15 protein-coding genes and 2 pseudogenes are annotated in these 22402 nt (G+C 72.4%); 3 read left to right on the top strand and 14 right to left on the bottom strand.

Translation table 11 applies throughout. The features are described 5' to 3' along the window. Positions 1 to 4: 4 nt before the first annotated feature. The 5 genes and pseudogenes from OCT49_RS01860 to OCT49_RS01845 form a co-directional block, all read right to left on the bottom strand. Positions 5 to 643 (bottom strand): CBS domain-containing protein, encoded by a 639-nt coding sequence (locus tag OCT49_RS01860; protein WP_283855639.1) that lies wholly within the window; start codon positions 641 to 643, stop codon positions 5 to 7. 499 nt (positions 644 to 1142) lie between these two features. Next, a pseudogene (locus OCT49_RS39800) lies at positions 1143 to 1830 on the bottom strand (transposase); the annotation flags it as partial. A gap of 27 nt (positions 1831 to 1857) precedes the next feature. Then, complete coding sequence (locus OCT49_RS01855) at positions 1858 to 2568, bottom strand: hypothetical protein (RefSeq protein ID WP_283850135.1); 711 nt, start codon at positions 2566 to 2568, stop codon at positions 1858 to 1860. 261 nt (positions 2569 to 2829) lie between these two features. Continuing rightward, positions 2830 to 4155, bottom strand: a complete 1326-nt coding sequence (locus OCT49_RS01850; protein ID WP_283850134.1) for a tetratricopeptide repeat protein — start codon at positions 4153 to 4155, stop codon at positions 2830 to 2832. A gap of 364 nt (positions 4156 to 4519) precedes the next feature. Continuing rightward, positions 4520 to 5074: a hypothetical protein gene (locus OCT49_RS01845; RefSeq protein WP_283855638.1), complete on the bottom strand. Its 555-nt coding sequence runs from the start codon at positions 5072 to 5074 to the stop codon at positions 4520 to 4522. A gap of 624 nt (positions 5075 to 5698) precedes the next feature. Between OCT49_RS01845 and OCT49_RS39795 the strand changes: the two are divergent. Next, a pseudogene (locus OCT49_RS39795) lies at positions 5699 to 6052 on the top strand (FAD-dependent oxidoreductase); the annotation flags it as partial. A gap of 190 nt (positions 6053 to 6242) precedes the next feature. Here OCT49_RS39795 and OCT49_RS01835 read toward each other — a convergent pair. Further along, on the bottom strand, positions 6243 to 7373 hold the full coding sequence (locus tag OCT49_RS01835) for a carboxylate-amine ligase (RefSeq protein WP_283850133.1): 1131 nt from the start codon (positions 7371 to 7373) through the stop codon (positions 6243 to 6245). Between the two features lie 210 nt (positions 7374 to 7583). Between OCT49_RS01835 and OCT49_RS01830 the strand changes: the two genes are divergently transcribed. Together OCT49_RS01830 and OCT49_RS01825 are read left to right on the top strand one after the other, a co-directional pair. Next, the gene (locus tag OCT49_RS01830) at positions 7584 to 9839 is read left to right on the top strand and encodes a serine/threonine-protein kinase (protein ID WP_283850132.1); all 2256 of its coding nucleotides are present in this window, start codon (positions 7584 to 7586) and stop codon (positions 9837 to 9839) included. Positions 9840 to 10041: 202 nt separating this feature from the next. Next, positions 10042 to 11586: a phytoene desaturase family protein gene (locus tag OCT49_RS01825; RefSeq protein WP_283850131.1), complete on the top strand. Its 1545-nt coding sequence runs from the start codon at positions 10042 to 10044 to the stop codon at positions 11584 to 11586. A gap of 49 nt (positions 11587 to 11635) precedes the next feature. Here OCT49_RS01825 and OCT49_RS01820 read toward each other — a convergent pair whose 3' ends face one another. From OCT49_RS01820 to OCT49_RS01785, 8 genes are read right to left on the bottom strand one after another with little or no spacing between them, the layout of a single operon-like run. Then, positions 11636 to 12610 carry an acetylxylan esterase gene (locus OCT49_RS01820; RefSeq protein ID WP_283850130.1) on the bottom strand — a complete coding sequence of 325 codons (975 nt, stop codon included), beginning with the start codon at positions 12608 to 12610 and terminating at the stop codon, positions 11636 to 11638. A 4-nt stretch (positions 12611 to 12614) separates the two neighbouring features. Beyond that, on the bottom strand, positions 12615 to 15026 hold the full coding sequence (locus tag OCT49_RS01815; protein WP_283850129.1) for a polysaccharide lyase 8 family protein: 2412 nt from the start codon (positions 15024 to 15026) through the stop codon (positions 12615 to 12617). 10 nt (positions 15027 to 15036) lie between these two features. Further along, on the bottom strand, positions 15037 to 16185 hold the full coding sequence (locus tag OCT49_RS01810; protein ID WP_283850128.1) for an SGNH/GDSL hydrolase family protein: 1149 nt from the start codon (positions 16183 to 16185) through the stop codon (positions 15037 to 15039). Next, on the bottom strand, positions 16182 to 17261 hold the full coding sequence (locus tag OCT49_RS01805; protein ID WP_283850127.1) for a DUF1565 domain-containing protein: 1080 nt from the start codon (positions 17259 to 17261) through the stop codon (positions 16182 to 16184). Before OCT49_RS01805 ends, OCT49_RS01810 begins: the two co-directional genes overlap by 4 nt. After that, positions 17258 to 17860: a DUF624 domain-containing protein gene (locus OCT49_RS01800; protein ID WP_283850126.1), complete on the bottom strand. Its 603-nt coding sequence runs from the start codon at positions 17858 to 17860 to the stop codon at positions 17258 to 17260. Before OCT49_RS01800 ends, OCT49_RS01805 begins: the two co-directional genes overlap by 4 nt. A 2-nt stretch (positions 17861 to 17862) precedes the next feature. Next, positions 17863 to 19848 (bottom strand): hypothetical protein, encoded by a 1986-nt coding sequence (locus OCT49_RS01795; RefSeq protein ID WP_283850125.1) that lies wholly within the window; start codon positions 19846 to 19848, stop codon positions 17863 to 17865. A gap of 3 nt (positions 19849 to 19851) precedes the next feature. Further along, complete coding sequence (locus OCT49_RS01790; RefSeq protein ID WP_283850124.1) at positions 19852 to 21642, bottom strand: heparinase II/III domain-containing protein; 1791 nt, start codon at positions 21640 to 21642, stop codon at positions 19852 to 19854. Beyond that, a complete protein-coding gene (locus OCT49_RS01785; protein ID WP_283850123.1) occupies positions 21630 to 22394 on the bottom strand; it encodes an SDR family NAD(P)-dependent oxidoreductase in 765 nt (254 codons plus the stop codon). Before OCT49_RS01785 ends, OCT49_RS01790 begins: the two co-directional genes overlap by 13 nt. Positions 22395 to 22402 lie beyond the last annotated feature (8 nt).

The raw sequence follows: 22402 nt of genomic DNA, 5'->3' as shown, positions 1-22402 counted from the left end.
TCCGTCATGGGGCGTCCTCATGGGCACCGAGTTCCATCCGGGCGTCCACGACCCCCTCCACGGCCCGCACGGCGCGGGCCAGGAGCGGCACCAGCGAACGGTCGGCGAGCGTTCCCCGCAGGGTGGCGACCCCTTCCCGCACGGAGACGTCCAGCCCCGCCGCGGCAGTGGGTCCGCCGAGCACGCAGCGGCGGATCTCCTCCTCGATCTCGCCGTCCGTGCGCAGAAAGACCTTGAGCAGGTCGCTCCGGCTGACGACCCCCTCCAACATGCCGACACCGTTCACCACGGGCAGGCGCTTCACCTTCCGCGTGGCCATGATCCGTGCCGCCTCGGCGAGGGTGGCGTCCGGATGGACGGTCACGGCCGGACTCGACATGAGTTCCCCGGCCCGCAGGGCCCGGGCCTTGGCCTCGCGCGCGAACCGGCCGGAGTGGGGATCGTCGTGCCGGAACTCCTCCTTGGGCAGGAGATCGGCCTCGGACACGACTCCGATCACACGTCCTTCTCCTTCGAGGACGGGCAGGGCGCTCACCTTCCATTCGTCCATGAGGGTGACGATCTCCTTGTAGGACGCGTCATGGCCGACCGCGACGGGGGTATGGCTCATGACGTCGCTGACGGTGCGAGGGGCGCCAGGCAGGGAAGACATCGGGGACCTCCTCTTCCGCAGTTCCCACTCTCGCCCCGGGCGCGGCGGCGGGGGAGGGCCGGACGGTCCCTTCTCGTGGGAACCGGGCCCGGACCGCCGTCCGGCGCGGGCGCCCCGCCCGAGGGGGCGGTGACCGGGGCCGCCGCGGCGATCGGTGCCCCGACGCCACGAGGGAGGCGTCCCATCCGCGCCGCGGGACGGAACGCCGGGCACGGGCCAGCCGCTCGTCCCGGTTCGTCGGCGCGGTGGCCCGCGGCGGAACCGTCGCCGTACCGCGCCAGTACGGCGGTCTCCTCGGCTGCGGTCATGGGCTGCTCCGGAACGGGTGGGGCGGCGGTCGGTACGGAGCCGGTGACCGGACTACGGGAGGCACGCGGGGACGGGGCGTATCCCCTGGTTGGCGTAGTCGCCAGACGTCGCGCACCCGATCGGAGAAGGAGCGCAACGTAAGTGAACGAGCAGTTCCGTGATTCCCGAACCATTCAGCTACCGCCCGGCGCCGCCGAGGTGGTTCACGGTCGGAGCCCCTGTGCTTGCCTTCGCGTTCGGCCCACGGCCGGCCCGGGGGGCGGCATCAGACCGAGGAGGCCACACCCGTTCATGCAGAAGATGACTTCGGGCTCGCCCTCTTCGGGTATGACCTCTCCGTCGGCGATCGCGTAGAGGTGCTCGACGGGGCCTTTTGGCCGTGTAGTCCGGATCCTGGGAGGTCTCCCACGTCTTCAGTCGTTGAAGGAGATGCCTTCCTCGCGAAGCAGGATGCGCAGGCCCTCGTGGCTGACGTCGTCGCCCACCCTCTCGGCGATCAGGAAGTCCGTCGGCTTGGTCGGACTTCAGGTCGAGAACGGCAGCTCGTGCTCGGTCGGCTTCGACTTGGCGATCTTCTTGATCTCGCGCTGCCCGGTCGGCGTGAACGTGTCCTCGTGCGGCTGCCGGAGTACTTCGGATACAGCGAGCCGAAGCCGCCGACGTTGAAGGGGTGGATCACGTCTCGGCCCCGGTCTGCGCTTGTGAAGGTGACCTCGGCAATCTTTGTCACACCCATGCCCTGAGCGGGCAGCAGTACCAGCTGGGCCCGCCTGCCAGTTCACTACCGAACCGGTGCCGCGGCGGACGGTTCGCAGCAGCCACCTGTCCTCGGCGTCATTGATTTCGCGAACCCGTACACGCCCTGGCATCCGCATAGGATCCCGCTCAAGGCGCGATCACACGGGAGCCCCAGGCGGTGCGTAGTGATTCAAGTAATCCTGCAGCCGCGGCTCGAGCAATGGCAGTTCACGGTCGTCGACCGCATGCCAGAGGCGGTTCTCGATCCAGAACCGATGGGCAAACTCCTCGAACGACGGCGCACACCACAGGATCGCGGCCCTCTGCTCCTCCGCATCCCCGAGATCGGTCTGTGTCTCTTCCCCCTCACGCCATGCCTCGTACTCAAACTCGTAGTCGAGATGGGAGTACACCACGAACACCTCGCTCATCGGGCGGAGGTAGAGGTACCAGATGACGCAGTCCTGCTGATCCCGGAAAAACCGCACCAGGAAGGCACCAGGCTCGACCGGACTGGGCAGCGGGTCCGAAATGCTCGTCCAGCACCCAGTCACCGAAACCTCGTCCAGCGAGCCGTACAGATTCTCGGTGGTCTGGAACGTGACGAAATCCCGAGGCAAGGTGAGGCCCCTGGCAGCCAGGTCCCTTGCCAGGCCGTTGAGCTTCCTGACCTGCCGCGGGATGGGGGCGCCGGCGTCCCCGAGCCATCGAAAGACACCCGTGAACTGGCTGGAGTCCAGCGGCGGCAGGCTCTCGAGGGAGTAGTACTCGTAGGTGTATCGGCAGGCACGGTACTTGCCGAGGTCAGTGGCGCACCAAGCGGCGTCGAAGCCGGACGGAGGCAGGAGGGAGCCTGGCTGTTCACTCATCGAGACCTCCGGTTGATCACTGCGAGCGGAGTGGTCGGCGCCAGCATCGCATCGGTCACCGACAACGCCTGCCCGGGGATGGGTGTCTCCGGTTCCTCGTGGCTCGGTCGAGGGGGCGAGCGTTGCCCGGTACGGCACCGGAGACGCCGGCGGAGGCCGTGCATCGCGGCCTCATATGTGCCAGGTCCAAGAGCTGAGCGGTGTCGACGGCCCGGACCGTACGGGGACGGGTTGTCTCATCGAAAATTTGCATGATCGGCGCTACCCCCACCGGCTGGCTGCGCGCAGATCGGCGATGGAGGGCATGCTGTCAATCGCTTCGTCTGCACGTCCGTGCCTGACGAGGAGCGCGGCCGCCTCCCACGCCTCCACGTCGGCATCTGCCCGGAGCAGGTCGAGAGCCTCTTCGACGCGTCCCGACTGCTCCAGGATCCACGCGGTGCTGGATGTCAGTCCGTACAGGTCCGTCGGCAGGGTCTTGGCGTGGGCGAGGGCTTCCTCGTACCGACCTGCCTCGCCCAGTAGTCCTATCCGGTTCGTGTGGAACCAGGATGGGTGCTCGTCGATGAAATCGGCATCGCGCTCGTCGAGAATGGTCAGGGCCTCGTCGAAACATCCGGCCTCGGCAAGAAGGTGGATGACGCTTTCGAGAAGGCAGGCGTCGTGGTGGTCGAACGTTGGTCGTCCCACCTCGACGGCTTCCTCGAGCCGGCCCTGGCGCCCCAGCAGTTCGATCAATGGCCAGCGGAAGCGGCCCCACTCGTCGGCCGCGATGAAGCGTCGCAGGACGGTCTCGGCCTCATCGGTCCGACCGCGGTCTTCGAGGGCCCTGGCGTAGTACGGCAACCCGACATGCGCGTGCTCCCCGGTGCCCAGTTCGCGCAGTTCTTCCATACGATCGTTGCGCTGGAGGAGTTCGGCATAGGCGGTGAGTGTGTTCTGGACCAGGAAGCGGTCGGCGGCTATGTCTGCACCGAGTACCCGGACGGCCTCGTCTACGAGGCCCGCGCGCTCCAGAACCTGGGCCTGAAGGTCCTGCGCGTTACTGGCCTCGAGGTTCCATCGTTCTTCCCCGCGAGCGTTACGGGCCCGCTCGGCCTTCGGTGCGAGCAGTTCCAGGACCCGCTCGTCCCGGTTCTGTCCCTCGGTCAGCTCGACCAGGACGGACAGTAGCCACCCCCGGTCCAGGTGCGGTGTGAGGACGGTGATCGCCTCATCCACCTGCCCCGCCTTGACCAGCAGCTCCGCGAAGTCGCGGCACACGTGCTCCGACGCCGACCCCACATCGTCCGGGCGGACCCGCTCCAGCGCCTGCTGCACCCGTCCCGACTGCAGCACGATGTCGGCAGCCGCCCAGCGTGCCGGCTCCCAGCCAAGCTCGACAAACGGCTCCAGTACGCCCAGAGCCCGCTCGAACTCCGCTGTCTTGCACAGCTGGCGCGCGGCCGCCCTCGCGCAGGACCACGCTCCTCTTGAAGCCGCCCGGACCAGCAGCTCTACGTCCCCCTGCTCCATCAGTAGATCGACCAACACGGGCGGGTATCCACCGAGACCCCGTGACTGCCACTCAAGATCATCAATATTCACGGGCCGAGCGTACGGCCGCTCACTGACAGGCCGGCGGCACCATACTCCGGTTGCTCAGCAAGCCGATCGTCGACAACGCGCCTCACTTACTGATCTTTTCGTAAGTTCGGTGGGTGGGGTGGGTGGACGGTCAGGCCGGTGCGGCGGTGTCGTAGCTGCCGGACTCGAGGTGGAAACGCGGTCGGGAGCCGCGGTCGGGGCCGGGCGTGATGACCGAGGGCTGCGGCCGTCGATGCCCGTTTCCAGTTCGGCAAGCCGCTCCGACGCTCCGTGACTGCGACGGCTTGACCGGTGCGCGGCGAGGCATCGCATCACGACAAGGCAAAAGTTGCCTGATACGGCACTGGGCTTGGGCGCTCGAAGCTCAGGGAGCGCCCATCGACGTGTCGACGGATGCTGCGAAGGCCGCGAGGGCAGTGAAGTCGTCGTTCCGCAGGCCAATCCGTGGATTGACGTGGTGGAGCAAGGCGGCTGCGTGGTGATGGGCAGCCACGTGTGCATGATCCGCTTTGCTCTGTTCGTCGTCCACCCAAGCGAACGGTCGGCCGTTGGCGTACTCCACCAATGGCTCCACCTTCCAATGAACGCCATCGGGGCGCTCGTTGAGCAGGGCATCACCGAAGTCCACGAACGGCAGCTCAGGCAGCCCGAGCGTAGGTCCGATCCACTTGTTCGCGTCGCTCATCCAGGTGGTGGCCCAGCAGATCTCGTATCCGAGAGCCAGCAGCGCCGGCCCGTGATCAGGGCTGAGCCATACCCGTAGTGGCCTCATGCGGGTCCGCAGCATTCCGTGCCTCCCAGCTGCCCCGCTCTCCTGGGGGACACGAAGGGTGGTGTAACCCTCGGGGCGCTTCTCGGGCTTCGCCGCATACGGATTCAGGGGCCCGTCGACGTCGAGGAACAGCAACGGCCGACTCATGGCACCCCCGATTTGCGCCCCAATCCACCGAGCCACCGAAGCATATCCGGCGTCACGCGTCGCTGGAGCGTCCAGCGGTCGACGTGAAGCCAGGCGCATCCCGAGATCGACCGCCGCGGCCGTGCGGGTTGTGATGGCGTCCCTCTGGGCGAGCTTGTCCTCGGCATCGGCGAGGCCGACTTTCAATCCTTCGGCTTCGCCGAGGCAGCCCTCACGCTCGGCCGCAGCGATGCGGGCGACGAGGTTGTCGCGGATCTCCTCCCACCGGCCGCGCCGGGCCCGGCCGGAGGAGCGAGCAACGAATGCAAGCGTGTTCATGAACACAAGGGCTCGAAAAGGCGTGAGCACAGGTGCCGATGGACACTTTGTGCTTTTCGAAGTGCGCCGGGAAATCGCCCCATTCCTCCTCGATGGGTGTTCGATACTCATCGCCGGGTCGGGTGGCCCTGCGGCGGGCGATGAAGAAGCGGTGGGCCTCGACGCCGCCACCGCCAAGCTCGACAGCCTCAGTCGTGCCCCGGCCGACAGGCCACCCCAACTGGTCGAACCTGGCATGTCTGTCTTCACCGACCACGCTCCGCTGCCCATCCCGGAAGCGGAACTGCCCCAGCACCGGATGGAACCCTGCAAAGCCAACATGGTGGCCCCGACTGGGGGCGGGGGTCACCACGCAGTGACACCCCGCCTACTAAGGTCGGGGCATGGCGGACCGGGTGGTTCCCGAAGGCGGATGGCGGCGCTCAAGCCCACGTCCGGCGGGGGACCGCCGACCCCGCCCGGCTCGCCCGGGGGCTGAGGCGGGCCCGACTCGACCTCGACGTCCGGGTCTACGGGCACACGCCTGCCACCGAGCTCGACGAGCACGGTGCGGTGATCGCTGTCCGCGCCCCCTGCGGCCGCGTCACCGCCAGCAGGGTCGCGCTCGCCACCCACGCGTATCCCTCCCCGCTCCGGCGCCACCGCCCGTACACCGCCCCCCTGTACGACTACGCGCCGCTGACCGAGCCGCTCACCGAGGAGCAACCGGCCGCCGTGGGCCGGCGAAACCGCCAGGGCCTCTCGGACCGCGTCAACAAGTTCCACCACGTGCGGGCTCTCCGCCGACAACCGCGTCCTGGGGAAGCGGCTGCGACGCGCTCTGCCACTACCGGGGCCGGCCCCGTCCCGGTCAGCGCGGTTCGACGGCCGGATCCCGCGTCGCCAGGGCGTCCACGACGTCGACGAGCGAACCCCGGCGGGCGTGGACGGCGCGCTGGCGGTCGGCGCCCGTTCCGGTGGCCGTCAGCCGTTCCAGCAGCGTGGTGACGGTCTCCCGGTCACCGGTCTCCTCCAGCGCGGGGCCGATGTGGCGCAGCAGGGACGGCAGGCGGTCACCGGCGGGCGACAGCCGTCCCGTGTGCGGGTCCATGTCCCGGCCGCGCAGGCCGTCGCGGGCCGCCCGCCAGCACGCGGCCCGCAGCAGCTCGGCGGGCGGCCGGGGGCAGGGGCGTCCCGCCTCGACGTCCCGCAGGGCGGTGATGGCCAGCGCCCGCACCAGCACGGCCAGCAGGGCGCTCTCCCCGGCCGTCACGGGGACGTCGGCGGCCCGCACCTCGATGGTCGGGTAACGGGAGGAGAGCCGGACGTCCCAGAACAGCGTGCGGTGGTCCGCCAGGGTCCCGCCGGCGGTCAGGCCCTCCAGGAGGGCCTCGTACTCGTCGTGGTCATGGAAGTACGGCGGGGGCCCGGAAACCGGCCAACGCTGCCACATCATGTGGCGCCAGCTGGCATAACCCGTGTCCCGCCCGCAGAAGAACGGGGAGTTCGCCGACAGCGCGATCAGGAGCGGAAGCCAGGGACGCAGGTGGTTGCTCACGAGCACGGCGCGCTCCCGGTCCGGGACGCCCACGTGCACATGGGCCGCGCAGATGAGGTGCTCGTCGACCAGGCCCCGGTAGTCCCGCAACTGCTCCTCGCAGCGGGGCCCCTCGCTGACCGGCATCGGGACCGGGGAGCCGAGCACGACCGCGCCCACCGGCACCGCCCGGGCCCCCATGGCCTCGGCGGCGTCCCCGACGGCCTCCCTCAGGCGCCGCAGTTCCCCGTGCAGTTCGCCGAAGGTGCGGCACGGCGGGGTCTTCGTCTCCACCTGGCACCGGCCCAGTTCCCGGGAGACCAGGTCCCCCAAATCCTCCGCGGCCTTCCCTACCACCTCGGCCGCGTACGGGACGACTTCACGGGTGACGGGGTCGACGAGGAAGTACTCCTCCTCCACTCCCACGAGTGGTGCGGAAGCGTTTAATCCGGTCGTATCGGCCATGATGGCAACCCTAGGAGGAACGGCGCGCGCCCCGCAACGGAGCCTCCCCGGGCGGGCCCGGCCCCGCCGACACGCCCGGCGTCACCGCGCGACTCGCCCCCGGCGACGGCCCCACCCCGTACAAACCGAGCAGCCGGGCAGCCATACTGGACGGGCCGGGGAGGGCGCAGCAGCGGGCGGCAGGCGGAACGACGGGGGCGACAGCAGGCGATGGCGGACACCAGGCTGATCCAGAGCCGGTACCGGCTGCTCGAACTGATCGGGCGCGGAGGCATGGGCGAGGTGTGGCGCGCCCGGGACGAGTCGCTCGGCCGGCACGTCGCCGTCAAGTGCCTCAAGCCGATGGGGCCGCAGCACGACCAGTCCTTCACCCGCGTCCTGCGCGAACGCTTCCGCCGCGAGGCCCGCGTCGCCGCCGCGCTCCAGCACCGCGGCGTCACCGTCGTCCACGACTTCGGCGAGCACGAGGGCGTCCTCTACCTGGTCATGGAGCTCCTGGAGGGCCGCAACCTCAGCCAGCTCCTGGAGGACAACGAACAGCACCCGCTGCCGGTGGCCGACATCGTCGACATCGCGGAACAGGTGGCCGACGCCCTCGGCTACACCCACCGGCAGGGCATCGTGCACCGCGACCTCAAGCCCGCCAACATCATGCGGCTGACCGACGGCACGGTGAAGATCTGCGACTTCGGCATCGCCAGACTGGGCCACGACATGGGCTCCTCCCGCCTCACCGGCACGGGCATCGCGATGGGCACCCCGCACTACATGTCGCCCGAACAGATCAGCGGCGGCCACATCGACCACCGCAGCGACCTCTACTCGCTGGGCTGCGTCCTGTACGAGATCGCCACCGGGGCACCCCCGTTCGACCTGGAGGACTCCTGGTCGATCCTGGTCGGGCACCGCGACACCCAGCCCCGGCCGCCGCGCACCCACCGGGCCGAACTCCCGGACTTCTTCGACCGCGTCGTCCTGGAACTGCTGGCCAAGACCCCCGAGGAACGGCCCGTCGACGCGGGCGACCTGAAACAGCGGATCGTCATCGGCCGCACCGGCGCCCAGCCGAGACCGGAGCTGTCGGGGCGGGTGTGGCTCGCGCCGCCCGTCCCGGTGGTGCGCCCGGGGCAGCGGCTGCCGGCCTGGACCCGCGGCATGACCACCGGGCACAAGGCGGCCGGCCCCCGCCTGCCCGTGGCCCTGCCCGACCACTCCGCGGGCCTCACCGGCGAGTGGACCACCGGCACCGACCTGCGCGACCTCACCGGAGAACCGCCGCTCGCCGCGGTCGGGCGCCCGACCCCGTCGCCGGAGCTGCTCTCCGTCCTCGCCAGCCGGCACAGCGCGGGCCTCAACCTGGGGCGGCTGGGCCACTGGGAGGAGGCCGGCGAGGTGCACCGCGCGGTCGCCGCCGAACGGGAACACGCCCTGGGCCCCGATCACCCCGACACCCTCGCCAGCCGGTACGAGGTCGGCTTCACCCTCAGCCGCACCGGGCGCGTCCCGGACGCCCTGCGGGAGTTCGACCGGGTCGCCCGGGGCCGCGCACGCGTGCTGGGCCCCGACCACCCCGACACCCTCGCCGCCCGCCAGGAGACGGCGTACGTGCTGGGCCGGCTCGGCCGGCACTTCGAGGCCCACCAGGTGTACGCGGAGGTCCTCGCCTCACGGGAACGGTCGATGGGCCCCGACCACCCCGACACCCTGCGCTGCCGCCACAACCTGGCCTTCAACCTCGGCCGGCTCGGCCGCCTGGAGGACTCCTACCGCATGGCCAAGGAGGTGGCGTCGGCCCGCGCCCGGCTCCTCGGCGCCGAGCACCCCGACACCCTGGTCACGCTGTACGAGGTGGCGTACACGCTCGGCCGGCTGGGCCGCTGGCCGCAGGCCCTGCAGACCTACCGGGAAGTGGCCCGGGGCCGCGCGAGAACGCTCGGGCCCGACCACCCCGACACCCTCGCCGCCCGCTACGAGGTCGGCATCGGCCTCGGCCGCATGGGCCGCAGCGAGGAGGCGCTGGAGGTGTACCGCGCCCTGGTCGACGACCGGACCCGGGTGGGCGGCCCCACCGACCCCGAGACGCTCCGCGCCCGCCACGGCCTGGGCGTCAACCTGGGGCGGCTGGGCCGCTGGGAGGAGGCGCTCGCCGAGGCCCGGGACGTGTGCGCGATCCGCGAACGGGTGCTGGGCCCCGACCACCCCGACACCCTCGTCAGCCGCCGGGAGGTCGCCGTCGGCCTCGGCTGGCTGGGCCGCTGGGCCGACGCCCTGACCGCCTACCGCCAGGTCGCCGGGGCCCGCGCCCGGCTGCTCGGCGCCGGCCACCCCGACACCCTCGCCGCCCGCAACGACGAGGCGCACTGCCTGGAGCAGCTCGGCAGGGGAACGGAGGCCGTCGAACTGTACCGGCAGGTCGCGGCGCTGCGCCGCGGACAGCAGGTCCCCGGCACCGCGACCCCTGGCTAGGGCGTATTCGGAAAGTCCCGCCCGGCCGGGAACGCCCGGCACACACGCTCGCCGCGTTGTCGGCCGTCGGCGCAGTCCGCTGCGCTCTTCTCCCTCCGCCCTGCGATCGCAGGCACCGGACGCCCCCGGCCCCGCCCTCCGGGCGGACGACGTTCCTTCCGAAACACGCCCCGGACGTGATCGTGCCGTGCTACGAAGGGGCATGCCCGCACCCGACAGCTATGACGCAGTGATCGTGGGCGGCGGCCACAACGGACTGGTCGCCGCCGCCTACCTCGCCCGTGCCGGACAGTCGGTCCTCGTCCTGGAACGCCTGGCCACCACCGGGGGAGCAGCCGTCTCCACCCGTCCCTTCGCCGGGGTCGACGCCCGCCTGTCGCGCTACTCGTACCTCGTGTCCCTGCTGCCGCCGAAGATCGTCCGCGACCTCGGACTGGACTTCGCCGTACGCAAGCGGAACGTGTCCTCCTACACCCCCACCGTGCGCGAGGGCCGCGCCACCGGGCTCCTCGTCGGCGGGGAGAGCACCCGGGACTCCTTCGCCGCGCTCACCGGCTCGGACCGGGAGTACCGGGCGTGGCAGCGCTTCCACGGCATGACGCGGCAGGTCGCCGAACGGGTCTTCCCGACGCTCACCGAACCCCTGCCGGACCGTGCCGGGCTGCGCGGGCGGATCGGTGACGAGGAGGCCTGGCGGACGCTCTTCGAGGAACCCATCGGCATTGCCGTCGAGAAGAACTTCACCGACGACCTGGTGCGCGGAGTCGTCCTCACCGACGCCCTGATCGGCACCTTCGCCGACGCGCACGACCCGTCGCTGATCCAGAACCGCTGCTTCCTCTACCACGTCGTCGGCGGCGGCACGGGCGACTGGGACGTCCCCGTCGGCGGCATGGGCGCGCTCACCGACGCCCTGGCCCGGGCCGCCCGCGGGGCCGGGGCGGAGATCCGCGTCAGCCATGAGGCGACCCGGATCGAGACCGACGGGACCCGGGCCGAGGTCACCGTCCGCTCACCGGAGGCGGAACACGTCGTCGCCGCCCGCCGGGTGCTGGTCAACGCCTCCCCGCAGACCCTCGCCGCCCTTCTCGGCGAGGAGCCGCCCGCCCCGGCCGAAGGTGCGCAGCTGAAGGTGAACATGCTGCTCACCCGGCTGCCCCGGCTGTGTGACCGTTCCGTCGACCCGCGCCGGGCGTTCGCCGGGACGTTCCACATCGCCGAGGGGTACGGGCAGCTCGCCGCCGCCCACCGGGAGGCGGCCGCGGGGCGGCTGCCCACCACCCCGCCGTCCGAGATCTACTGCCACTCGCTGACCGACCCGTCGATCCTCGGCCCCGAGCTCGCCGCCAGTGGCCACCAGACCCTGACCCTCTTCGGCCTGCACACCCCGGCCCGGCTCTTCGCCGCCGACAACGAGGCGGCCCGCGCCGAACTGCTCACGGCCACCCTCGCCGCCCTCGACGCGCACCTGGACGAGCCGATCACCGACTGCCTGGCGTTCGACGGGAACGGCGAGCCGTGCATCGAGGCGAAGACCCCGCTCGACCTCGAACGGGAACTGCGGCTGCCGGGCGGCCACATCTTCCACCGGGACCTCTCCTTCCCGTACGCCACCGAGGAGACCGGGCGGTGGGGCGTGGAGACCGCACACGCCAACGTGCTGCTGTGCGGGGCGGGCGCCGTGCGCGGCGGCGGGGTCAGCGGGGTGCCCGGCCACAACGCCGCGATGGCGGCCCTGGGCCGGTGACGGACCGGGGGCCGGCCCGTCACCGGCCGGCCCCGGCCCCGCCCTCCGGCTACCGGCCGAACACGCCCCGCAGCGCGCCGAGTTTGCGCGGCAGGTCGTACTCCGCGCCGCCCTCGTGCCCGTTGTACGTGAACACCTCGATCTCGGCCGGTCCCGCGTAGCGGTGGTACGCGGCGAACACCGTGGACGACGGGCAGATCCGGTCCATCAGGCCGACGGAGAACCACGCCGGGGCACTCGCCCGCGCCGCGAAGTTGACCCCGTCGAAGTAGGAGAGGGTCTCCATCGCCTCGTCGATCCGGAAGCGGTGCCCGGACAGCCAGCGGGCGATCTCCGCGTACGGCCCGGCGTCGGTGATCTGCGAGGCCCGCCGGTAGTGGCAGAGGAACGGCACGTCGGCGACGGTCGCCGCGACGTCGTCCCGCAGCCCGGCGACGGCCAGCGCGAGCCCGCCGCCCTGGCTGCCCCCGAGCACCGCCACCCGGGCGGCGTCCACCGCCTCGTGGGCCTTCGCCGCGTCCACCGCCCGCACCGCGTCCGTGATCAGCCGCCGGTAGTAGTGACGGGAGGGGTCCTCGATGCCGCGGGTCAGGAAGCCGGGGGAGGAGGAGCCGTGCCCGTCGGGGCCGATGTCCGGGGTGTCCGCGGTGTTCTTGCCGCCGCCGCCCTGGCCCCGGTTGTCCATGACCAGATGGGCGTACCCCAGCGCGCTCCAGGTCAGCCAGGAGTACGGGATGCCCCGGCCGCCGTTGTAGCCGATGTACTGCACCACGGCGGGCAGCGGGCCCGAACGCGTCCGCGGCAGCATCAGCCACGCCTTCACCGGCTGTCCGCCCCAGCCCCGGAACGTCACGTCGAGCACGTCGACGGTCGCGAACCCGGCGTCGTACGGGACGAATTGCGCGTCCAGGTCGTGGCGGGCCGTCTCGGCGAGGGTCTTCTCCCAGAAGGCGTCGAAGTCGGCCGGTTCCTCCGGCTCCGGCCGGTACGCGCGCAACCGGTCGAGATCCATGTCGAACAGCAAGGGTCTAGCTCCTCTTCAGGGTGAGGTTGAGGGTCGCGCCGTGGCGTCCGGCGGTGTCGGCGGTGATCCGGACGCCGCTGCCGGTCCTGGTGACGCTCACGCCCGGGTCGGCGGAGGCGACGTCCAGGCCGCGCCGCGCCAGGTCCAGCACGACCGAGGAGCGCGACTGCGTCGGGTCGGACAGCGCCACCTTCACCGTCCTCCCCTCCGGCCGCACGAGGACCGAGGCCGGGCCGTCCGCGGACAGCTCCTGCGCGGTGCCCGCGGTCCAGAAGTTCGCCGCGACCAGCCCGTCCGCGCAGCGCCGCACCGCGTGCACGGCGGTGGTGCGGGCGACGGGCTTCACCGGGGGAGCGGCCGCCCACTGCCGGGTGCGTTCCGCGGAGGCGGCCGGGGCCTGGAGCCAGTAGTAGTCCGCCCCGTCCGGCGCCGCCCCGTGGTCCTGCCACAGCGTCAGGTACGGGCGGGTGACCGGGGTGTCCGTGCCGTACTTGAGGTTGATCTCGCGCCAGGTCGCGGTGCGCTCCTCGCGCAGACCGTTCAGCGTGGCGGGCTCGGGGAAGACGTAGCCTCCGGTTCCGGCCACGTGCAGCCACCGGACCTTGTCGAGACGGGCCGACCAGCCGGCGTCCGGGGGCACCGCCGTGCCGTTGACGAGCAGGGCCGCCCCCGGGTCGCGGAGCTTGCGGTTCTCCACGACCGTCTCGACGGTGCCCGCGTCGGCGGTGATGCCCGAACCGACGCAGGCGATCACGTCGTCCAGGCAGAACCAGCTCTTCAGGCCGCGCAGCGAACTCCCGTACGCGCGCAGCTCCATGCCGTACGCCCCGAGCGTCGTGCCCGGCAGCGAGGTCCCGCCGGCCCAGTCGGCGGCGCTGGTGGTGCGCTGTCCCGCCCCGTCCGCCTGCCGGCCCGCGACGACGGTGGTGCCGGGAAGGCGCGTCGGGTCGACGGTCGGCCAGTAGTCCTCGCTGTAGTGCCCGAGGTCGTCGGTGTACAGCAGGACCATGCCGTCGGAGAGGTGCCAGGCGTGCAGGTTCTCGTTCTGGATCGACTCGTAGTTGTAGATCCGGGACGAGTACGCGGAGATGCCCAGGGCGAAGGACGGCCGGTGGTGGGCCGCCTTGTCCATCCGGGGGTGCTGCTTGTGCGCGACCAGCGGCCCCCGCGCCGGGACGGGGGAGGCCAGCACCCGCTGGGCGGCGACCAGCGAGGCGAGGTCGGTCAAGGCCAGGAAGTCGCGGTAGGTGTCCTCGGTGATCCACTGCTTGACCAGGGCGGTGAACCGGTCGGCGGCCTCGCCGGGGAAGGTCGGTATCAGCCGGATCACCGCCTCGATGACGGTCTGCGCCGAGACGTGTCCCTGCTTGCTGGGGCGGGCGATCTCGCGCCCGCACACCGACGCCATCACGTCGCCGCGCACCAGCAGCGGGTCGAAGCCGTCGTCGACCCAGCGGCGGACGTTGTCGAGGTCCGGGTCGGTGACCCGCCACGCCGTGCCGGCCAGGAGGTTCAGCAGCCGGGACAGGTTGTTCAGCAGCTCCTTGCCGTACCCGCCGTTGTAGGGGTGCTTGTAGTGCTGGAGGAACGAACCGTCGGAGTAGAAGCCCTCGCCGGTGCCCGCCGCGGCGGCGCTCGCGTCGTTGAAGGCGAGGACGCTGTTGGCGCCCGAGCCCTCGACGTCCGAGAGCGCGTCACGGACCCGGCCCAGGTCGTCCCCGCTGTCGCGGAGCACGGCGTTGACGGCGACGACGGTGGAGATCCACACCCGGTTGGCCCCGGTCGCGATCTGCCGGTCGGCCCGCCAGAGGTTCGGGTCGGGAGTGTAGTGCCGCACGGCCGTGGTGATCCGGGCCAGCCGCTCCGCCCCGAGCACGTCGTACAGCAGCACGGTCGCGTCGTTGAGGGCGAGCGCGGAGCCGATCTCCCAGTCCCAGTCGTTGTCGAACCGGGTGTGCTCGGGGCCGTAACGGTTGGTCAGCATCCAGTCGAGGCCGGCCAGCAGCAGATCGCGCAGCGCGGTGTCGCCGTGCTGCGGGGTGCCGGGGACGGCCCAGGCGGTGGCGACCGTGGCGAGCCGCTTGAACGAGGTGGTGACGTGGTTGGAGAGCGCGGTGCTGGTCAGGTCGGGGAACAGCCCGTCGGTACGGGTCGGGTCGAGGCCCTTGGCCGCGGTGGTCGCGGCCCGGCCGACCCGGGCCACGGCCGCGGCGATCCGCGGGTCGGCCGGGTCGAGGCCGGGGCCGCCGGTGAGCAGGGTGTGCCAGCGGGTGCGCAGGGCGGCGGCGGTGTCCTCGGCCGCGTGTGCGGTGCCCGACGCGGCGGGCGTCAGCGGCAGGGCGACGGCCGCGCCGAGCGCCGCCGCCCCCGCGAGAACGGTGCGCCGGGTGGTGCCCCGGGTGCTGCCTGGGTTCATGATGCGGCCCTCACAGAAGGTGTCGGCGGTCGACGGCCGCGGCGAGCGCGGCGTGACCGGCGGGGTTGGGGTGGAGTCCGTCGCCGCTGTCGTACGCGGCCGCCATGCGCGACGGGCGGTGCGGGTCGCGCAGGGCCGCGTCGAAGTCGGCCACGGCGTCGAAGACGTGCCCGGTCCGTACGGCGGCGTTGATCCGCTGCCGGACCTCTTCCAGCTCCGGCGTCCAGCGGATCCAGCCCTCGAACGGGGTGATGGTCGCGCCGACCGCCCGCAGTCCGGCGTTGCGGGCGCGCAGCACCAGTTGCCGGTACCCGGCCAGGACGCGCGCCGGATCGGTCTGGCTCGGCGGCTGCTGGAGGTCGTTGACGCCGAGGTGGACCAGTACGGTCCGCAGCCCCGGCAGCGACAGCACGTCGCGGTCGAAGCGGGCCTGGCCGCCGGGACCGAACCGGGCGTCGTCCAGCAGCATCCGGTTGCCGCTGACGCCGAGGTTGGCGACGGCGGAGCCGGGCAGGCGCCGGGCCAGCTGGTCGGGCCAGCGCAGATCGGCGTCGTCCGGCGTGCCCACGCCCTCCGTGATGGAGTCGCCCAGCACCGCGACCACCGGCCCGTGCGCCCCCGTCACCTCGACGCCCGTCAGCAGGAAAACCGAGGCGGTGCGCTCGCCGTCGACGAAGTGCGAGGCGTGGGTGTTGCGGTGGAAGGACAGCGGCCCGGTGGGTCCGGGGAGCCGGGTCTCCACCGTCAGCCGCGCCGCCTCGGCGGCCCGCAGGCCGTCGACCGGGTCGCTGGTCAGCGAGGCGCCGGCCGCGAGCCACGCCTGGCGCCGCCCGCCGAACGTCACCGGCCGGCCGCCCGCCGTCACCGGGCCGACGAGGACCGGGACGGTGCCGAAGGCGTGCCCGTAGCGCAGCCGCACGTTCCCGCCCGCGGACAGCCGTACGTGCGCGGTGAAGGTGGCGTCGGTCAGGCCGGTGCTCGCCACCGTGTCGGTGGCGGTCGGCGCGGTCTGCGCGGTCGCCCAGGACGTCGTCCAGCGCGACCGGTTCCCGCCGCCCGGCCGCTCGGCCGCCCGGGCCCCCGGCGCCGCGGCGGCGACCGCCGCCAGGGAGGCCGCCGCCGTCAGTACCCCGCGTCTCGCGGGTCCCCGCCCGGTCACCGGGGGCACGCACCCGTCGGGTCGTACTCGCCGCCGTAGGTGCCGACCGCGTCGCCGCCGGTGTTGCCGCTCATGGTGTTGGTGCACACCGGGCCCTGCGGGGTGCGCATGAACTTGATGCCGCCGCCCGCGTTGTCGGTGATGGTGTTGCCGTAAACACTGGTGTCGATGCCGTCGGTGGCGGTGTCACCGCCGAGCCGGATGCCCGCGCCCACGTTGTCGTGAACGGTGTTGTAGCGGAAGATGTTGCCGCTGCCGCGCGCGTCCAGTCCGCCGGAGCTGGGGTCCTTCTGGCCGCTGCAGTCGTTGTACTCGACGTAGTTGTTGGTCGAGTTCTCCTTCACGTCCACGCACTCGTTGCCCTGGGTGGCGATGGTGTTGTGATGGATGCGGTTGTTCCTGCTGATGTCGGGGGCCGCGTCCGGGGCGCCGTTCGCGCCCTGTTGCTCGGGGGCCGTGCCGAGGTAGATGCCCTCGCCGTTCTTGCCGCCCCCGCCGAACTTGAAGTCGGCGACCCCGCAGTTGGTGATGGTGTTCCCGGAGATGTCCGCCCCGGTCACCAGATAGCGCACCCGCAGGCACTCGTCGGCGGCGTTCTTCAGCGTCATCCCGGTGATCCGCAGCGCACCCACCCCGTTACCGGGGGTCGTGCTCATGACATAGATGAGTTTGAGGCGGTACCCCGACACGTCGGAGGACGAGCCGTGCAGCCCGTCCACGGTGAAACCGCTGAGCGTCGTCGAGTCGTGCCGCACCTGGATGATGCGGGCGTCACCGGCCCCCTTCACCACGGCGTTCGACGGGCCGGTGAGGGTGACCCCGGAACGCTTGGTCACCACGTCCTGCCGGTACGTCCCCGCGGCGAGGTGCACCGTGGCGCCGGTCGGCGCCAGATCGACCGCCTTCTGGATCGTGGCCAGCGGGGAGCCCGCCGACGTACCGGAGTTGGCGTCGCTGCCGGACGGCGACACGTAGTACGCGGTGGCGGCCTCGGCGGCCACCGACGGCGGGGGGAAGGCGAGCGGCGCGCCGGCGGCGAGCGCGGCGACGAGGGTGGTGCGCAGGACACGGCTCATGGGGTGTGCCTCCTGGGGTCTGCGAAGGACAGGGCGAGCAGTACGGGGATGCTGGGGCCGAGGAGCAGGGGGCCCAGCGGTACGACGAGGGAGAGCAGCGCGGCGGAGACCACCGCGCCGAGCAGGGCGGTGCCCCGGGCCGGTGACCCGAAACCGAGGGCCAGCGCCCCGCGCGACCAGGTGCGGACCGTGCCGTCCGGCGAACGGCCCGCCTCCGCCGCGAGCGCCACATGATGGATGGTGAATGCGGCGGCGATGCCCACCTGCGCGGCGAGCAGCACGAACGTCCACGGCTCCGAACGGCCCAGCAGATGGACGATGTTGGCGATCAGGACGAACACGGCGGCCGTGGACACCAGCGAGTGCCGCCACAGGGCGCGCCAGTACCGGGGGAACGCGGTGAACGTGTGGACGAAGCAACGGCTGTCGCCCTCCGCCCGCCACCGCTGCAGGGCGTACCCCATCGCGGCGAGCGCGGGCAGCCAGGTCACGACACCGAGCGCCAGCACGGTGAACGCGGCCCCGGCGGCGGCCGGGTAGGCGATGAACTCCAGCCGCCGCAGCAGCGTCGGCCAGCCGGACGAGAGGGTTGCCTGCATGATCAGCCGACCTTTCCGGTGTACGGCTCCGGGACGTCGAGCAGCACCCGGCCGTCCAGCTCCAGCCTGGTGGCCGCCACCACGTACGGGGCGCGCCCGGCACCGTCGAGCAGCACCGCCGCCGCGTCGGCCGACACCGCTCCGGTACGGATGCGGCGGGCCACGGGCGAGAGGAGCACCGTCTCCTCGTCGAGGACCACGCCCTCGCCCTCCGCACATGCGGCCCGCCGCGCGTCGACCGGCCCGGCGCCCGGCACGATCACGGTGAGGAAGAGACCGCTCGACGCCCGCGCGGTCGTGGAACGCAGGGTGTGCAAGGTGCGGGTGAGGCGCAGCTCCGGCGTGCTGGACGTCGGATTGGCCTCGACCTCGGTGACCTCGGAGACGACCCGGGCGTCGAGCGGGGCGAACTGCCGCAGCAGCGCCGAGGCCGCACCGGACCGGATCAGCCGGCCGCCGTTCGGCAGCGGCTCGGTCGGCCGGTCGGTCTGGAGCAGGAACGTCCATTCCCGCTCCGTGTCCGCCTCGGCGAGGTCCAGCAGCACGAGCCGCCCCGACGGGGTGAACACCAGCGTCCGGTCCAGCCGCCGCACCCCGAGCGCCGGGTCGTACATCGCGGCGATCTCCGCCGTGGCGTGCGCCCAGCCGCAGTCCTCGGCGACCAGCACGTCGCGCTGCCGGGCCTGCCGCTCGTGGGGAATGTCCCGGTACACGTGGTACCGGTCCTCGTCCGCGTACCCCTGCCCGTCCACCAGCAGCAGATTGTGGTGCGCGGCCCGCTTGCGGTTGCTGTAGCCCTCGTCGACCGCGAGGAACCCGCCCTGCGAGACCAGCACGAACGAACCCGAATCGGGGTGGTGGTGACCCTGGTTGAGGGTGTCCCAGCCCTTCTCCGCCCGGTGCTTCGCCGAGGTCTCCCACGCCTTGTGGCCGCCGCCGGGGCTCGCCTTGAACGAGACGAGCGTGGCGTCGTCGTCCCATCCGGTACGGGCGCAGAGCAGCCCGAGGTCCGGGAAGAACGCCCGCGTCCCGGTGGGCGGCGCGGCGGCCACGGACGGGTCGTACCAGAGGTGTTCGAGGTACGCCTCCGGCAGGATGCCCGGCCGCACCCCGCTCTCCGACGCCTCCTGCCACAGCAGTTCGCCCGAGGCGAGATCGCCCATCCACTGCGCCTCGGGGATGCCGTACCGGGCCGCGAGACGGTAGTACAGGGCGGCACTGTGCCCGCTGCGCCGGTCGTGGCAGTCGCCGTGGTCGACGTTGAACGCGAAGCCGGGCGCCGTCTGGTGCAGCCGGTAGCGGAAGGTGTTGCGGAGGAACCCGCCCCGCTCCCACCAGTCGATGCCCTCCGCCTCCTGGAGGAGGTCCAGGTGGATGGCGAGGAACGGCACCCCGTAGCGCCAGTACACGACCCCCTCGGCGTGCGAACCGTCGTCCGGCATCAGGTCGAGGACCGTGCCGAGGTTCTCCTTGGCGCGCTCGGTCCACTCCTCCTTGCCCAGCACGTAACCGGCGGTCGCCAGGCCCGCGTAACAGATCCAGTTGTGGTTCTGCCAGTACGAGGACGACCACCAGCCGCCCTCGCTCGCCACCGCGAACTCGTACATCCGCCGCCCCTGGAGCAGCAGCTTGTACCGCAGCAGCGCCGCCACGTCCTCCGGCAGTTCGTCGCCGATCCACCGGTGGGCGAGCGAGAGGTGGTGCAGCAGCCAGCCGGCGTCCAGGTCGTGGTCCGGCATGTGCGCCCGGCCCCAGTGCGGCAGCCGCACCGCCGCCTCGATCCAGCGCCGGCTCTCCGCCAGATGGGCCGGATCGCCGCCGACCCGGTACGCGAGCGCCGGGTTGGAGGCGGCGGGCCCCAGCCAGGTGATGCTGGCGAGGGGATGGGTACGGGGCGGGGTCAGCCCGCGGTGGCGGACGGCCTCCTCGTACAGCCGCGCCTCCTGGGCGGGGCGGGGGCCGGGCGGCGGGGTCGCCGAGAGCAGCAAGAGTCAGTCCTCCGTCCGGAACCGCGCGGAACTTCCGTCGGTCAGTGCCACGGTCAGCACCCCGTCGCCGTCCAGCCGCACCTCGCTCACGGCGGGGCCGGCCGACGCCGCCTGGTACACCGAGGCGAACGTGACCCGGTCCGACCGCGTGGTGAAGTCGACCCGGGTGCGCACTCGTTGCGGATCGTCCGCGGGGCCCGTGCCCGGCCGGGCGACCGGGCGCACGGTCCGGCCCGGGGTGTGGGTGTGCCAGCCGTGCAGGGTCTCGTCGCCGTACCAGGTGGTGCGCACCTCGCCCGAGGGCTGGAGCTGGACGTCCAGCGCGACACCGGGGCGCAGCTGCGCGGCCAGGCTCCGCTCGGTCCCGGCGTCCACGGTCAACAGGTCGACCAGATAACTGTCGCCGAGCACGACCCGGCGCACCGCCCGCACCCCCTCGTACGCCGCCGTCACCTCGGCGGTGACGGACGAACCGTCCGAGCCCAGCAGCCGGCCGGCGCACTCGGCCTGCTCCGCACCGCCCACCCGGAACGCGGGATGGGCCCCGGTCGAGGCGTACAGGTCGCGGAACTCCAGGTGCGCGTACGGCACCTGACCCGGGTCGGGCTGCCAGGGGGTGGTGTCCCCGTACAGATACAGCGACAGCTTGTCGCGGTGCCCGTGCGAGCCCCCGTGCGGACCGAAGTCCAGCAGCGCGTGGATGCCCGCGTGGCGCAGCACCGCGTACCCGGCCGTCGGGAACACCGTGAGCGGGCCGGGTGCCGGGCGCTCGGCCAGCGGCGGCCCGGCGAACCAGCCGCCCAGCTCGCCGTCGAGCCCGTCGTCGCTCCCGCCGAGCTCGGCCCGGGCCCGCCCGGCCACCGCGTCCAGCACGGGGGAAGGCACCAACTGCTGGGCCAGGGCCACGAGTTCGAGCCACTCCAGGGCGAGCGGACCGCGCAGGTACGGGCCGTCGTGCAGCGCCGGGAGGATGCCGCCCGGCGTGGCGATCGCCACCAGCACGTCCGTCATCCCGGCCAGCACGTCCACCACGTCGGACGGCAGGGCGGCGGGGTCGGTGCCGCGCAGCGCCAGCAGCGCGGCCCGCAGCACGAACCCGTGGTAGTACGTGCTGCCCTCCCACTCCCAGCCGTCGTCGGCGACCGCGACCCGCAGATGCGCGTACAGCCCGTGCTCGCCCTCCAGCCACCGCTTCCCGCCGTCCCACTCCAGGCCGCGCGCCGCGGCCGCGGCCCGGCTCGCCGCCGCACCGGCCGCGTTGAGCCACGCGGTGTAGTTGGAGGCCAGATGGCCCTGGCCGGTGAGCAGGTCCCGGGCGCCGAGAGCGGCCTCCTCCAGCGAGTCCAGCAGCGGCAGCACCCCGGCCAGGTCGTCGGTGGAGTGCTCGGCGAGCGTGCTCACGGCGTGCCCGATGTTCACCGCCCAGATGGCGTCGGTCAGCGCCTGGTGGAACAGCCGGCCGCGCAGCATCCAGCTCTGCGCCTCGCCGTGCCGTTCGGTGGCCAGCTCCGCGTACAGCCCGGCGTACTCCACCAGCCGCGCCACCGCCTCGGCGCGCTCCCCGCGGTGCGCGAGCACCCGCAGGTGCCGCGCCCACGCCTGGTGCGACAGCACCAGCCAGGCGCCGCGCACCGCCTCGTCGTCCACCCGGCAGCCGTACGCGCAGCGCGCACCGCCCTCGGGGAACACCCCGGCCAGCAGATCACCGTGGTCGAGCTCCACGCCGTGCGCCGGGCAGACGTACGCGTGCCACCAGCCGCCCCGCTCCCGGGCGATCCGCCTCAACGCGGCCACGCCCCACCGTCGATGTCCACCGTGGTGGCGGTCAGGAAGCCGGACGAGGGCGAGGCCAGGTGCACGACCGCGGCGGCGACGTCCTCCGGTGTGCCGGCCCGGCCGACCGGGATGCCCGCTTCCATCGCCTGCTGTGCCTCGGGGGCGGTGAACGTGTCGTGGAAGGCGGTGCCCTTGATGAAGCCGGGGGCCACGGTGTTGACCGTGATGCCGGTGCCGCCGAGCTCCTTGGCCAGGCCCTTGGTGAACCCGCGGACCCCGGCCTTGGCCGCCGCGTAGGCCACCGAACCGGGGCCGCCGCCGTTGTGCGCGGCCAGCGAGGACATGGTGACGATGCGCCCGGCCGAGGATTTCCTGAGATGCGGCAGGGCGGCGCGCACGGTGCGGAAGGTGGACGTCAGATTGGTGGAGAGGACCTTGTCGAAGTGGTCGTCGGACATCTCGGCGACGGTGGCCCGGCCGATCAGGTGGCCCGCGTTGCAGACGAGGACGTCCAGGCCGCCGAGGAAGCCGGCCGCCTCCTCGACGAGCCGGTCCACCTCGGCGGTCACCGTGACATCGGCCCGGAACGCCTTCGCCCGGCGGCCCAGTGCCTCGATCGCGGAGACGGTGTTCGCGGCCTCGTCGGCGGAGGAGTGGTAGTGGACGGCGACATCGGCACCGGCCTCGGCGAGCGCGACGGCGATGGCACGGCCGATTCCGTGGCCCGCCCCCGTCACCAGTGCGCGGGAGCCGTTGAGATCAGCAGACATGGGGTGAG

The organism is Streptomyces sp. ML-6 (genome assembly GCF_030116705.1).
Lineage (GTDB): Bacteria > Actinomycetota > Actinomycetes > Streptomycetales > Streptomycetaceae > Streptomyces.
This window is presented reverse-complemented; position numbering and strand designations above follow the sequence as displayed.

Bases quoted from the DNA above. Each gene is read 5' to 3' on its own strand.
- OCT49_RS01855 (WP_283850135.1), bottom strand. From the start codon at position 2,568: ATGAGTGAACAGCCAGGCTCCCTCCTGCCTCCGTCCGGCTTCGACGCC.
- OCT49_RS01845 (WP_283855638.1), bottom strand. From the start codon at position 5,074: ATGAGTCGGCCGTTGCTGTTCCTCGACGTCGACGGGCCCCTGAATCCG.
- OCT49_RS01835 (WP_283850133.1), bottom strand. From the start codon at position 7,373: ATGGCCGATACGACCGGATTAAACGCTTCCGCACCACTCGTGGGAGTG.
- OCT49_RS01830 (WP_283850132.1), top strand. From the start codon at position 7,584: ATGGCGGACACCAGGCTGATCCAGAGCCGGTACCGGCTGCTCGAACTG.
- OCT49_RS01825 (WP_283850131.1), top strand. From the start codon at position 10,042: ATGCCCGCACCCGACAGCTATGACGCAGTGATCGTGGGCGGCGGCCAC.
- OCT49_RS01815 (WP_283850129.1), bottom strand. From the start codon at position 15,026: ATGAACCCAGGCAGCACCCGGGGCACCACCCGGCGCACCGTTCTCGCG.
- OCT49_RS01805 (WP_283850127.1), bottom strand. From the start codon at position 17,261: ATGAGCCGTGTCCTGCGCACCACCCTCGTCGCCGCGCTCGCCGCCGGC.
- OCT49_RS01800 (WP_283850126.1), bottom strand. From the start codon at position 17,860: ATGCAGGCAACCCTCTCGTCCGGCTGGCCGACGCTGCTGCGGCGGCTG.
- OCT49_RS01785 (WP_283850123.1), bottom strand. From the start codon at position 22,394: ATGTCTGCTGATCTCAACGGCTCCCGCGCACTGGTGACGGGGGCGGGC.